The following is a 12,739-nucleotide window of genomic DNA, read 5'->3' as shown; positions in this document are numbered from 1 at the left end:
CGGTTTTATCCGTTCGTTTGGTGTCCTCCAGAAGTCTGGTAGAACATCCGAACTAATAATCTTTTAATCCTAAGAAATAACCTTCACCCTCAGAGGGGTTTGTTGAATTGAAGAAATCTTCTTCAGCTAAAATAGCCGTTAACCAATCATCATCTATATCCTCTATTTGTTCATCAATAAGGTTATAAAACTCTACATTGTTTTCAACTAACTGATTATAAAACTTGTCTTCTTTGATGTAATTCATATTCTCTTTGGGCTTTAGCCAATCCTTTATACCCATTTCATAGGCAAACAGCCAGTTACGACCATACAATTCATTGTCATTTAATAGTGACTGATAATAATCCAAGTCATGATTTCCCTTAATGTTACCATTTATATATGATTCCATAGTTAATATGTTAGAAAATGAATCTTCAAAATTGAATAGTAACTTACCTATATCCTCATTAATTGTTAATTTTAATTTAGTGCTCATTGATAGGGCCCATATTACCTCATAATGATTACCAATAGATATATTGCTATTAATTATTTCTCCAATAGTTGATTGTATTTTTTCTTTATTAATTGTATAACCCTTTTCTTTATAACCATAAAATATGTCTTGAATTATAGAAATGGTGCTGGAATCTATTAGCATAGAATGTAATAGCAATGATTCTAAAATAGACCAATTATCTGGAAGTATTTTAACATTCTTGATTTTTTGCAATGAATATTTTAGCACACCTTGAAATGGGAATTTTTTTTGAAATTCAAATGCTCTACTAAAAAACGTAACTATATCATTCTTTTGGGAGTTTTGTGAATTATTTCTAAAATGATATAGTTTTAAGTTAGATAGCCAAATAGGTTCTAACATATCAGGACAAGTAATAATCTCAGTTTTGGAAGGATTTAAATCTAATTCGAAGTCCCTAACTATTTTTTGTAATGAATTTAATACCTTTTCTGCATCCGAAAATGTTTTAAAATAAAACTCAAAGTCATCCGTATATCTACCACCTTCTAAATCCGGATATAACTCTTGTAATTGAATATCTATAGCAGTCCCAATGATTTCAGAAATAATTAAAGAAGTATCTGGCCCGACTGGTAGACCAAAAGTTTGGCCATCTTGCATATTCCTTATAAGCTCATCAATTTTATTTCCCGTTAAATCCTTGTCTTTTATATTAAGTTTAGCTGTAGATTTCGTATGTAAGGCCCAGGGTATACTATGTGTATATATTGTAGGAAAATATCTAGATAAGTCTGTTTTTAGAACGTATTTTTTATCTGAAGTACCATATATTCTTCTTGTTACAATTTCTGAAAAGTCATACTTCCGGTCAACAGCTCTTTTAGAATTTTCTTTGATTACCGGTGTAGTTAATGAAAATTTTGATTGCTTAAAAAAATCGTTTAGATTAGCTGCCTCACTCTCAATATACTCTGAGAGTTTTATCTGATGAAATGGAGTAGGAACATTTAATATCCTCCTTGCATGCGCAAGTTTAGGGATTGATATATTAAGTGTTTTAGACCACTTTTTATTATCATGCTTATTGAATATTGTAAAATCGATTTGATTCATTATTTTTGATAATTTATCTGTACTAAATATCTCAGGGATCTCTTTTGGAAAATAACCTTTTCCAATTAATTCTTTCGCGCTAACCTTTTCCAATTATTCTCTTCCTCTCTCTATAAGGAGCAAAATCGAGCCTCATTAAATCTTACTTTCTTTTGAAAGTGAAAACCTTCCCCTCCCAATGTACTAGTCCAAGAGTACGCTAGACTTTCCTTCCACATACAATAATGGTACATCCATCTAATAATGGTACATCCATCTTATTATTAAATTATAGCAGATTACAGGCCCATAGTACTAAGTATAGAAATTTTAAAATTATAAAAAGGACACCAAATGACGGCTTTAACCGTTCATTCAGTGTCCTCCAGTGAGCTGGTAGAACATTTATTTTGCTTTTATATTCAAATCAGAGACCGTAAATTCTTTAGACATCTCAATTTGATACTTTTCAAAGAATTCTAATTCTATTCCTAGTAAATTAGATAGAAATTCAATATCAACCATTAGTGTATCTAAAAGTGTACGTAATGATAAATAATTTTTGTCAAACAATAGTTGCAATATGCTTCTAATTTTTCCTGGTCTCATTATTTTCAAATTATCATCAAGTGGTTCCTGAATTTTATACCCCTTGTTATTTAACTTGATGTTGAAATATCTGTATTGTTGATACTCTAATAATCCCAAGGAATAAGCACGATGTGCAAGTGCTTGGATCGAAATAATCCATTTCCTTTTTAAATCAATATAAGCATCTGGATTTGATTTTTTAGGAAGAGAAATAAAGTCTTCAATAAATTCCTTTTCAGGTAACAAGAAAGCCCCAGCAAATAAGTTTGCTTCTTGCTCATGCTGCCTGTGAGATTTATTATCTAAAGAAGAAAATTCAACTTTATAATGTAATAATAAATGACCTAATTCATGAGCTAAGTCAAAATTCCTTCTAGCTGCTGACTTTTTTAAATTACCTAATATTACAAAGGGCCTTTCGTCTTCGGTCCATAAACTATAGGCATCTATTTTTTCTCCAATAGCCTTCTCAAAGATAAATACTCCCTTTTTTTCAAGCATAAATAACAAGTTCAAGTTACTTTTATTGTCCAACCCCAAAAATCCCCTAGCTATTTTAGCTGCTTGCTGAATTTTTATTTTATCCTCTTCATTTGAAGTCGTAATATATTCAATTATCTTTTCTCTTAAGATAACTATTTCATTTCTAGGATAATGGAGTTTTTTCTCTATGATATTTAAAAATGAGCTGATGAATTCAATATTCTTAGCTTCGCTTTGAGTCTTTTGAGCACTATTAATAATCTCGGCTCGATAAGCAATGTGGCTTTGTTGTATATTCGCTCTACCATTTTTATTAAGGAAATCTTGAGAGTAAAAATACTTACCTTTCACTCTGAAAATTTTTTTCATTTCATTAACAACTTCCATTTTTGGAGACATGTAACCATTTTCATATTGCCAAACAGATTGCTCTGTAATTTGGAGCATGTCAGCAAGTTGTTTCCTTGTATATCCATGGAGAATTCGAATGTTGGTCAAATTTGTACCAACAAACATGAGTACATACCTCCTTAAATATAATTTTCACATTAATCATCTTCATCTTCTGTTTTTTCTTGGTCCAAATCATTTTCATGAATGATATCAAAATCAATTGCAGCAGGTGAATCAAAATCATATTCAATCTCATCATTTTCTAAAACTGTAGTATCTACATCATCAAAGTCAACGGAACTACTATTAATAAGTTCAGTCAAGTCATCCACTAGATAGGCTTTATTATCATTGGGATTAGGCATCAATACCTGTATTTTTGAAATCATAAAAGCTTGGTCAATTTCGTAGGTAATGATATAAAATTTATCGTAATCTTCCTTTAATCGGTCGACTTCTTTGTTCTCTAACGATTTAAGTGTATTATCATCAAAAATAGATAGATATTCAGGAAGTTCTGTTTCTTGAGAAAAAAATGAAAGCTCTTCAGGAAATGCAACCTTACTATTTATTCTTGAGAGTTTTTTCAGGTAATTATCTTCGTCATTATTACTTTTTTTATTTCCTTTAATACCTTTCCCACCAGGAAAGTTATCCGAATTGAAATATTTAGCATTTTTAATTATAAACATGCTCTTATCTCTAGAGGAGGCAAATTGTAAGTATCCCCATGTATAACCTGCCTTTGCCTTTTTATAAAGAATACCCATTTCTTCACATTCTCTAGCTGTTTGATCATCAATGTGATTGCCCTTAACCCATGCATAAGCATCACTTATTTTCATAGTTAAACGCTTATCATTGCGCTCATCAATATAATTCCTATATCCATGTAAAATACCATCAACAACTCTTTGATTGACTTCTGAAGAAAAACGATATTCTTTCATATAATCCCTCTTTCTATATTTTATCATCTTATTTAAATTATATACTAATTAAAATAATTTTAAATAAAAAGTGATAAAATTTAGAAATTTTTAAAGTTTAAAAATCTTCTCCTTCATCAAACTTAATTCGCTTGATCTTCCCCTGATGAGTAATAATCTTCGTCTCGCCATGATTCGGTAGCTGGGTAAGCTTGGCCTTCCCATCGCAAAAAACAATGGCAAAGCTACCTTCTTGTTCCATTACATCAATTTCCAGCCTCTTTGTACTAGGATTAATTTCAATAACTTGTAACCTTGTAGAATTTTCATTATTTAGCGTGGCAGCTTCTTTCATTGAGTTTCCTCCTATGCTAAAGTAAAGATAGGATATGCATAGAGAAATCTCTGATTCCCCGTCGTCAAACGGGGATTATTTATTTTTCAATAGTTTTTGTAAAACATCTAAATTAACAATATAGGTCTACTGCTAGGAAAAACATCATATAACTTCCCCATAAATCCTCTGATATTCCTTCAACAACTCATTCATTCTCGGCCTATTATTCTCTTTGAAATAAAGATCGAGTACAGATTTATCGTCATTAAAGTTCACAGTGTTTTTTTCGTATACTAGAAATTCAATCAACAGACGGAGTGAAGTATGCTTGTGTTTGACGGACTCATGATAAAGTTCCCTAACCGTCATGTCTGCGCTCCAGATTGAGGAACACCCCATACTCTTTGATGAATGCTAATGATATGGTTCCTATGGGTCCATTCCTTTGTTTGCCGATGATGATTTCAATAATGTTTTTGCTCTCAGATTCTTTATCGTAATAATCATCCCGATAAAGAAATCCAATCACGTCAGCGTCTTGTTCAATTTGGCCTGATTCACGTATATCTGACATCATAGGCCGTTTATCTTGCCTTTGTTCTACCGCCCTTGATAGCTGACTTAAGGCAATGACACATACATCCAATTCCCTTGCCAGATGTTTAAGCATCCGACTGATTTCACTAATTTCTTGTGTTCGATTCCCTTTATGTTTGGCCGATCCTGTAATGAGCTGCAGGTAATCAATAATGACCAGAATGTCTTTACCTTCGTAATCCCGTTTCATCTTGCGGACCTTCGCCCATATTTGGTTAACAGTAATACCTGAATTATCAAAGATTCTTAGATTAAGGTTACTTACATCTCCCATTGCACCTGTAAGCTTTCCCCAATCCTTATCAATAAGGTTGCTTGTTCTAATATGCTGAACATTAATCCTGCCGTTAATCGAAATCATTCTTTTTAATAATTGTTTTCTGCCCATTTCCAAGGAGAAAATTCCGACAGCGAATTGTTCCTGTTTAGCTACTCCTTCTGCTATGTTCAGAGCAAATGCGGTTTTCCCTACAGATGGCCGGGCAGCGATGACAATAAGATCTTGTTTTTGTAATCCAGCTGTCATTCGATCTAATTCTTTAAATCCTGTAGGCATACCGGTAATTTCACCTTTTGGTGTTTCTAATTCATCGTATACCGCAACCAAGTCATCCTTTATGGACCCATCATCATCGTCTGTAGAGTTATCCTCTAACCTCATCAAATCATTGATTCCTGTCTGAATAACAATTGCAGGCTCTCCAGTAAGAGCAGATTCTTTAATTTGATTTGCGACTGTGACTGCTTCTCGCCTTTGCCAGTATTCGTGAATTATTTTTTCGTAGTATGTAAAACTGGCTGTAGATGGTACCGATGCTGCTAAGTCACCTAAATAATCAGGGCCACCAATTTTCTCTATGTTTTTCCTTCCTACTCGTTCCATTACAGAAACAAAATCAATGGGAATCCCTTTCTCGTCTAAATCTTGTAACGTCCATAAAACATTGAAATTCTTCCCTGGCGACAGTTGAAAAGGCTTTATCTTCCCGTCTTTAATTAATCCTGGCTCGGCCAGTAAAATCCCTAAATATGATTTTTCAACTTCAAGATTGTATAAAAGTTGCTCTTCCATATCTAAGACCTTCCTAGTATTTTTCTGATTTGCGCCTTACATTCTTCGATAGAGTGTGCAGCCTCTTCGCTAATTTCTGATTTACTTTCTATCAACCTTAGATATTCTAAAGTTTCATTCACGCTAGGAATGGAGTCCATTCTATCTAATGGCCTTTTCTTCACAAGATCAGCAATTGTAGGAGGAAAAACACTGGATTCAAGGTGACGATCAAAGTTTTTCAGGACCTTTTCAGAATCGTGTTTTTTCAATACTCTTTCCCAGGAATCAAGTAAACTAGTAGGATCCTGAACAACGAACTTACCTGGATAACTAGAATGAATCGCATCTAGTAATTCTGCAATCTGCCTTCTCTCCATGAGTTAACCCCCTTTTTCTACAAGAGCTAAAAAGCTATTTTGTTTTTTATGTGTACCCGTATTCATTTGTAGCAATGGTTTAGCCAACTTTTCTGCTGCTTCTTCTGCTGGAGTGTTTCGAATGATTCCACTGGTGTAATTCTCCTTTTTAGAATGGTAAGCAGGATTTTCAGTATGGATTTTTAAGCCATACTCTACACAAATCGTTGGATGCTTGTCCCAGTCTTGATACATTCCTAAAATCACAGAAGGAGATATCTTAGCACTCACCCTTGTATGCCGAATCATTTCTAGGTAATCATCAATAATCTTTAATTGATTTTTGGAATACCTTAGACGCAAATTTTCAATTTGTTCGGGTATATTGTTTTTATTACTTTCCTTTACTTTACTTTCCTTTACTTTACTTTGGGGATTAATGTCACCATTAATTATGTTTGATTGACAATTAATGTTTACATTAACTTCTTTATTGTCCGTATTAATCAGAGTAATTGAGATTTTACTAGAGCCAATATGTTCTCGATAATCTATCAGCAAAAATTCTTCGTGAAGAGTAACGGACTTTCTCCTGACAATTGCCTCTATATAACGTGTTTGAATGCCTTTTGATGTTAAAACCTCATATTTATCATATGTTTCTTTGTCGAATAATCCCCAGTTAATGCAATCAATAACTATCTCTTGAACGGCATTAATGTTTACATTTATTCGGCTGGAAAAGAGTAATTGCTCTCTTTCTGTCCATCGATAAAAGTACCCCTCTTTATAGATTTTCATTAGAAGTTTCAACGTAATTCCAAAACCTATGACACCATGTTTCGCTTCAATCAAAGCAATTTTATCGTCTTGATCCATATCAACATCCAATGGAAAATAATCTAAGCCTTCTTTTTTAGGTCTGGCCATTACCACCTCGCCTCCTTTTTCAAAAATTGTTGGTGGATATCGATTATAAAACCTACTTAAGGAACGAATGTTTGCCGCTCCATTAATAATCTGTTAAAATAGAACTATCGAAATATTGAGTAGTTGAGTCGGTAGCTCACTGCTCTTTTTTTATGTTATTTTTTAATAGATCATGTTTCTGTAATAGAGACAACTTCAACCATTCTCCTGCGATAATCTTCACTTTACTTCCTCCAATCATTTTTTATAAAACACGTATAGATAAAATTAATCCTCAGATCAACGGGAGCAGCTGATGAATAATATTTATACCGTCCATACCATAAAGGAAAGCTACTGCCACTTCAGGTGCATTAGTTATCTGAACCCATTGCATGAACGTCCCTATATCGGGAACTTTTCGGTCCTTCTCAAATTTTGAAACACAAGACTGCGTACGGTTCAGTTGATGAGCTAACTCTTCTTGTGATAGACCGGCCCGTTCCCTACAAGCTTGCAGAACAGATCCGAATTTCAATACTTTCACCACCTTTATATGCCAAATCGGAATACTTCATCTTGGTGGAACTTGCTAAGATGAAGGTGACCAATTTTCAATGAGCTGTATGACAGACTGAAGGTCCTTGCTCCTCACATCTTTGTAAGTATGCACGCCGAATATATCTTTGATTTCCCGATACAATTCCTTAAAAAGCCTGGCAGCTTCTTTCTTGTCATCTGTGAATTCATAGACTCGACGTGCTACACCTTTTTCAAGGCGGAGCTGTTCGCCATGAGTTAGTTGAGTCATTAAACAACCTCCTTCTTAAAATAACTTGTGTTTTCATCAACAAAGCGAGTGTTTAGCTCAATCCACTTGAACAGTAAATGTGTTGGAATCAATACACCAGCTTCTCTGAAAACCGGAAAGTCTGGACGGCTTAATAATTCAGATGTTTTTGTTTCACCGATGTTGAAGAGTTGCATCAACTGTTTTCTTGTGAGCATTGGCGGTAATTGATTTTGCTGGACTACATCGGCCATTGCATTTTTGATTTCTTGCCGAAGCACTTCTCGAAAGTTTTCATCAGCAAAATCAAGATTTACTTGAATCATTGGAATTACCTCCTTAAGCTGTATTTGTTTTTCGTTTCAAATCGCTACAATTATTCTCAAAAAAAAGCGTCCAATCAAACCCTATGATTTCAGCTATTTCTTTAGCAACTTTTACACTTGGACTTCTAACCCCTGACTCGATTTGAGTATAATATGGCCGTTTAATGTCTGCTTGAGTGGCAACCTCATCTTGAGTTAAATTTGCTTTAGTTCTTTTATCAAGGAGCCATTGTCTTGGTTTCACCTTATCCCTCCCTTTATTGTAGCGTTATGCTACTTTAAATATTAATATACAGTAGCATAATGCTACAGTCAATAACTTTTGTAACGTTTTGCTACAATTATTTCATGTAGCATTCTGCTACAGTATAATTAAGGTAATTAGTAAAGAAATGAGGCCTTATAATGTTGGGAGCTAGACTTAAAAAACTAAGGTCAAGACAAGGACTGTCTCAAGAAGAACTTTCTAAAATTCTCGGTTTAACAAGAGGAACCTATGCTCATTACGAAATTAATAAAAGACAACCTGATTATGACACTTTGAAAAAAATCGCTGACTTTTTTGATGTAACTCTTGATTATTTAATTACCGGGAACGAGAAAAACATATCTCCAGATGAAATGTGGCAAGAATTTCTTAATCCTAAAACACAAATATTCTTCAAGGATTTACAAAACGCTCCAGAAGAAAAAATTGAAGAATTAATTCGCTTTTGGGAATTCATTAAAGAGAGAGATAAAAATAAGTAATATTTAGGGCACCCAAGACTCTTATGGGGTGTTCTAAAAAAACTTCTCAACCTAGGAGTTTTTACTCATTTCTTTATCACTACATTCCAAGTGTTTCATTTGTTTTATTGCAAATGTTTATTATTAATTTAGGGGGTATAACGTTGTATAAAGAAAAATGGTATCACTCATCATGGTTTATTGGACTGTTATTTACTGGCTGGTTTTTAATCCTACCTTTAGTACCAGCTATTATGTTGATCATTCAACGTAATAAGGAATTGAAAAAAGCACAAAGGTATTGGGAAGACAACGAATTTGATAAAATAGCAAACATTAAAGATGAACTTAAAAGATTAACAGATGAAATCCAACTACTCACCAGTACCAAAGAAAAAATCACAAGTGAATTGGAAGAGTTTAAACCACTTACAGATTTAAATATAACTAAAATACAAATTAGAGAAACAATTAGCAACTTGGAAAAAGAAAAAGAAAATCTTGTTAATAAACTGGATGATATTACATCTCTAGTCGATATTAGTGAATCGAAACAACGGATTACAAATGAAATTGATGATCTATCAACTAAGAAACAAGAAATAGTAAATGAAATAATGAAACTACAAGAAAACGTAATTGAATTAAAAGAAGAACTTCTTATGCAGTCTTTTGGATTCTTTGAATCCAAGTATAACTTCGAATCATCTGAAGCGTATCAAGTAAAACTGAATGAAATCAGGAAAGAACAAAAGCAACTGGTCAAAGATAAAAGAGCAACAGACCATAGTTTAGACTGGACCATTGGTTCCGATACCAAAAAAGGACGAGAGTTTATCCTAGATACAATTAAATTAACCATAAGAGCTTTTAATAATGAATGCGACAATGTTATCTTAAAAGTTAAATTTAATAATCTTGAAGCTAGTGAAAAGCGTATCAACAAAGTATATGAAGATCTTAATAAGCTTACTGATATGCAAAATGTTTCAATTACTAAGCAATACTTAAACTTAAAAATAGCAGAGCTTTATTTAAAGTATGAATACGAGCAGAAAAAGCAAGAAGAAAAAGAAGAGCAATTGGCTATCAAGGAACAGATGCGCGAAGAAGCCAAAGCATTGAAAGAACTTGAAAAGGCTAAAGAAAAAGTTGAAAAAGAAGAAAAGCACTTTGAACAAGCAATTGAAACGTTGAAACAACAATTAACCGAAACAAATGAAAACAAACAAGCAAAATTACTTGCTAAACTTAAAGAACTTGAAGCACAGCTTGAGGAAACTAAGAAGAATAAAGAAGATGTATTATTCCGAGTTCAACATACCAGAGCAGGATATGTTTATATTATTTCTAATATTGGTTCATTTGGAGAGAATGTCTTTAAAATTGGTATGACGAGACGGTTAGAGCCAATGGATCGCGTTAAAGAATTAGGCGATGCTTCAGTCCCTTTCACTTTTGACGTTCATGGAATGATTTTTAGTGAAGATGCACCAAGTCTTGAAAATGCATTACACAAAGCATTTGCTGATAAAAAAGTTAATAAAGTTAACGAACGTAAAGAATTTTTCAAAGTCGAATTAGATGAAATTGAAGACGTCGTTAAGAAAAATCACAACAAGACTGTAGCATTCACTAAATTAGCAGAAGCTGAGGATTTTAGAAAATCATTACAATTACAAAAAGAATTTCAATCTTTATCTTAAAAAAAGAACATGCCCAGTCGGGCTTTTCTTTCAACTACAACACGAACATACATTCCACTATAAAGGAGGGAAAATATGTATTACACCACTTCATTACTAGAGGACTGGATTAAAGACTTTTACTACTCCATTGACATCTTTCATGCTCACCAACTAGATTTTTTAGATATTGCAGCACGTTTAGGACTTGTCGTTTCTTTCGAGGAAATGTCTAGCAGGTTTTATGATGGTGAAATCATTATTGAGGATCGGTTATCTTCCCAGGAGCAGTGGCAGGATTTTGCCCATGAGTTATGCCATGTTCTCAGACACGCTGGAAATCAAATCTACATGCCTAAGATGTTTTTAGAATTACAGGAAAATCAGGCAATTTATTTTGCTTACCATTTTTGCATTCCTACTTTTATGCTTTTAAAGCTGGAAATGCCTAACCATCGTAATCAGGCAATTTATTATTTAGCTAATACGTTTAATGTCACAAATAAATTTGCTTCACAAAGATTTGATCAATATCAAAATCAAATTTACACTTCTCATTTGGTTGCTGAGAATTCAAAAATGTATACCTACTAATTCTATAGGCAATGATTTCTGGCTAAAAATTAAAGGATGTGAATCATTATGGCTTACTTTCAAAAAGTCCCTGCTAAAAATAAACAGGGCTATAAATGGAAGTGTACTGAAGAAGGTCCTCGTAATCCAGCTACTGGGAAAAGAACTCAAATTACTCGGCGTGCGGACACAAAAAAGGAAGCTGCTTTTAAGGTAGAAGAAGCTCTTAAAGAAATTAGAATTTATAATGGACAAGCTTATAACAAAGATATTCTTTTTAAAGACTACTTACCTGATTGGTTAGCCACTTACAAAAAAAACGCAGTGAAAGAAAATACTTATAAGCTTCATGAGCGTAATGTCCAAAAAAAAATCATTCCGTTAATTGGTCATATGAAAATAAAAGATCTAACTCCAACCATTTACCAAAAAATCGTTAATAAACTAGCTGATCAAGAAAATAGTAAAAGAACAGTAGAAATAATTCACACCACTCTTTCTAACGCAATGAATAAAGCTGTTTCTCTTGAAATGTTATCTAAAAACCCTTGTACTGGTATGACTATCCCTAATAAGGCAATAAACCAAATAAAAGAAGATGAAGATTTAGAGTATCTAAGCAAAGATGAAGTAATTAGATTTTTAGATGCAGCTCTAAAAGAAAATTGGAACTATTTTATTTTATTTAAAACATTAATCGATACTGGTTTAAGAAAAGGCGAAGCTTTAGCTCTCCAGGTTCTCGATTTAGACTTTACCGAAAATAAAATTAAAGTATACAAAACTTTAAATTATGATGTATTGGATATTGATAAAATGTTTGGACCGCCTAAAACTGTAACATCGTATAGAAAAATTTTAATCGACCAAAGCCTTGCCGCTCTGTTAACACGTCATGTCATTAAGCAAAAGGAAATAAAGTTGAAATTGGCAGATAGATATCATAGAGAAACAACTCTTGTTTTCGAACGAGGCAATGGCCTCCCCTATTCAAAATCCACCTTACACAGAGCATTTAATCGCATCTGTAGAAAAGCCGGAATTACAAAACATATAACCATCCACGGTTTACGACATACCCACGCCGTTTTACTTCTTGAATCTGGAGCCAGTTTAAAAGATGTGCAGGAACGCTTAGGACATAAATCCATTCAAACAACAGCAGATGTCTATGCTCACGTATCAAAAAAACTCGAAGAAAAAAGTGTGGACGGATATTCAAATTACATGGATTATCCCCAGTTGAATATGAAATAGTTTGAAATGTGGTCAAAATGTGGTCAGTCAGCCAGTTCCCTTTCATTTTATAAAAATAAAAAAAGCCTTGGCAACTGAGAAACTCAGTAATACCAAGGCTTTAAAGCTATTAATACATTGACATATATTGTTCGCGTTCCCATGGGTGAACTTGAGTTCTAAACATATC

Annotated in this window: 15 protein-coding genes; 4 read left to right on the top strand and 11 right to left on the bottom strand. The window is 33.3% G+C overall.

From position 1 onward, the window contains the following. Positions 1 to 52 precede the first annotated feature (52 nt). The 11 genes from ACIQ0C_RS24745 to ACIQ0C_RS24695 all read right to left on the bottom strand — a co-directional run bounded on the left by ACIQ0C_RS24745 (position 53) and on the right by ACIQ0C_RS24695 (position 8,570). On the bottom strand, positions 53 to 1,675 hold the full coding sequence (locus ACIQ0C_RS24745; RefSeq protein WP_403064958.1) for an RNA-directed DNA polymerase: 1,623 nt from the start codon (positions 1,673 to 1,675) through the stop codon (positions 53 to 55). A gap of 291 nt (positions 1,676 to 1,966) precedes the next feature. Beyond that, entirely contained in the window at positions 1,967 to 3,151 is a 1,185-nt protein-coding gene (locus ACIQ0C_RS24740) for a spr1629 family repressor/antitoxin (RefSeq protein ID WP_403064955.1), read from the bottom strand. 32 nt (positions 3,152 to 3,183) lie between these two features. After that, the gene (locus ACIQ0C_RS24735; RefSeq protein ID WP_403064952.1) at positions 3,184 to 3,978 is read right to left on the bottom strand and encodes a spr1630 family ClpXP-sensitive toxin; all 795 of its coding nucleotides are present in this window, start codon (positions 3,976 to 3,978) and stop codon (positions 3,184 to 3,186) included. A gap of 97 nt (positions 3,979 to 4,075) precedes the next feature. After that, positions 4,076 to 4,312, bottom strand: coding sequence for an XtrA/YqaO family protein (locus tag ACIQ0C_RS24730; RefSeq protein ID WP_403064949.1), 237 nt, complete (start codon positions 4,310 to 4,312; stop codon positions 4,076 to 4,078). Positions 4,313 to 4,652: 340 nt separating this feature from the next. Beyond that, positions 4,653 to 5,963: a replicative DNA helicase gene (gene dnaB, locus ACIQ0C_RS24725; RefSeq protein WP_403064946.1), complete on the bottom strand. Its 1,311-nt coding sequence runs from the start codon at positions 5,961 to 5,963 to the stop codon at positions 4,653 to 4,655. Between the two features lie 2 nt (positions 5,964 to 5,965). Further along, complete coding sequence (locus ACIQ0C_RS24720) at positions 5,966 to 6,322, bottom strand: hypothetical protein (RefSeq protein ID WP_403064943.1); 357 nt, start codon at positions 6,320 to 6,322, stop codon at positions 5,966 to 5,968. 3 nt (positions 6,323 to 6,325) lie between these two features. Next, positions 6,326 to 7,231 (bottom strand): DUF4373 domain-containing protein, encoded by a 906-nt coding sequence (locus ACIQ0C_RS24715; protein ID WP_403064940.1) that lies wholly within the window; start codon positions 7,229 to 7,231, stop codon positions 6,326 to 6,328. 274 nt (positions 7,232 to 7,505) lie between these two features. Next, a complete protein-coding gene (locus ACIQ0C_RS24710; protein WP_403064937.1) occupies positions 7,506 to 7,757 on the bottom strand; it encodes a helix-turn-helix domain-containing protein in 252 nt (83 codons plus the stop codon). A gap of 45 nt (positions 7,758 to 7,802) precedes the next feature. Further along, positions 7,803 to 8,021 carry an ORF6C domain-containing protein gene (locus ACIQ0C_RS24705; protein WP_403064934.1) on the bottom strand — a complete coding sequence of 73 codons (219 nt, stop codon included), beginning with the start codon at positions 8,019 to 8,021 and terminating at the stop codon, positions 7,803 to 7,805. Beyond that, entirely contained in the window at positions 8,021 to 8,326 is a 306-nt protein-coding gene (locus tag ACIQ0C_RS24700; protein WP_239860738.1) for a DNA-binding protein, read from the bottom strand. The genes ACIQ0C_RS24705 and ACIQ0C_RS24700 overlap by 1 nt, the downstream gene beginning before the upstream one ends. A gap of 13 nt (positions 8,327 to 8,339) precedes the next feature. Then, positions 8,340 to 8,570 carry a helix-turn-helix domain-containing protein gene (locus tag ACIQ0C_RS24695; protein WP_239860736.1) on the bottom strand — a complete coding sequence of 77 codons (231 nt, stop codon included), beginning with the start codon at positions 8,568 to 8,570 and terminating at the stop codon, positions 8,340 to 8,342. 161 nt (positions 8,571 to 8,731) lie between these two features. Between ACIQ0C_RS24695 and ACIQ0C_RS24690 the strand changes: the two genes are divergently transcribed. The 4 genes from ACIQ0C_RS24690 to ACIQ0C_RS24675 all read left to right on the top strand — a co-directional run bounded on the left by ACIQ0C_RS24690 (position 8,732) and on the right by ACIQ0C_RS24675 (position 12,570). Continuing rightward, complete coding sequence (locus ACIQ0C_RS24690; RefSeq protein ID WP_239860735.1) at positions 8,732 to 9,076, top strand: helix-turn-helix domain-containing protein; 345 nt, start codon at positions 8,732 to 8,734, stop codon at positions 9,074 to 9,076. Positions 9,077 to 9,219: 143 nt separating this feature from the next. Further along, positions 9,220 to 10,761, top strand: coding sequence for an SNIPE associated domain-containing protein (locus ACIQ0C_RS24685; protein WP_403064929.1), 1,542 nt, complete (start codon positions 9,220 to 9,222; stop codon positions 10,759 to 10,761). 75 nt (positions 10,762 to 10,836) lie between these two features. Next, the gene (locus ACIQ0C_RS24680; protein ID WP_403064926.1) at positions 10,837 to 11,334 is read left to right on the top strand and encodes an ImmA/IrrE family metallo-endopeptidase; all 498 of its coding nucleotides are present in this window, start codon (positions 10,837 to 10,839) and stop codon (positions 11,332 to 11,334) included. 48 nt (positions 11,335 to 11,382) lie between these two features. Further along, positions 11,383 to 12,570 carry a tyrosine-type recombinase/integrase gene (locus ACIQ0C_RS24675; protein WP_403064923.1) on the top strand — a complete coding sequence of 396 codons (1,188 nt, stop codon included), beginning with the start codon at positions 11,383 to 11,385 and terminating at the stop codon, positions 12,568 to 12,570. Positions 12,571 to 12,739: the final 169 nt, after the last annotated feature.

It is taken from the genome of Peribacillus sp. NPDC096448 (assembly GCF_044762675.1).
GTDB classification, from domain to species: Bacteria; Bacillota; Bacilli; order Bacillales; family DSM-1321; genus Peribacillus; species Peribacillus frigoritolerans_B.
This window is presented reverse-complemented; position numbering and strand designations above follow the sequence as displayed.

Excerpts from the sequence above, each read along its gene's own strand:
- ACIQ0C_RS24740 (WP_403064955.1), bottom strand. The coding sequence starts at position 3,151 with ATGTTTGTTGGTACAAATTTGACCAACATTCGAATTCTCCATGGATAT.
- ACIQ0C_RS24735 (WP_403064952.1), bottom strand. The coding sequence starts at position 3,978 with ATGAAAGAATATCGTTTTTCTTCAGAAGTCAATCAAAGAGTTGTTGAT.
- ACIQ0C_RS24730 (WP_403064949.1), bottom strand. The coding sequence starts at position 4,312 with ATGAAAGAAGCTGCCACGCTAAATAATGAAAATTCTACAAGGTTACAA.
- dnaB (WP_403064946.1), bottom strand. The coding sequence starts at position 5,963 with ATGGAAGAGCAACTTTTATACAATCTTGAAGTTGAAAAATCATATTTA.
- ACIQ0C_RS24720 (WP_403064943.1), bottom strand. The coding sequence starts at position 6,322 with ATGGAGAGAAGGCAGATTGCAGAATTACTAGATGCGATTCATTCTAGT.
- ACIQ0C_RS24715 (WP_403064940.1), bottom strand. The coding sequence starts at position 7,231 with ATGGCCAGACCTAAAAAAGAAGGCTTAGATTATTTTCCATTGGATGTT.
- ACIQ0C_RS24705 (WP_403064934.1), bottom strand. The coding sequence starts at position 8,021 with ATGACTCAACTAACTCATGGCGAACAGCTCCGCCTTGAAAAAGGTGTA.
- ACIQ0C_RS24700 (WP_239860738.1), bottom strand. The coding sequence starts at position 8,326 with ATGATTCAAGTAAATCTTGATTTTGCTGATGAAAACTTTCGAGAAGTG.
- ACIQ0C_RS24690 (WP_239860735.1), top strand. The coding sequence starts at position 8,732 with ATGTTGGGAGCTAGACTTAAAAAACTAAGGTCAAGACAAGGACTGTCT.
- ACIQ0C_RS24680 (WP_403064926.1), top strand. The coding sequence starts at position 10,837 with ATGTATTACACCACTTCATTACTAGAGGACTGGATTAAAGACTTTTAC.
- ACIQ0C_RS24675 (WP_403064923.1), top strand. The coding sequence starts at position 11,383 with ATGGCTTACTTTCAAAAAGTCCCTGCTAAAAATAAACAGGGCTATAAA.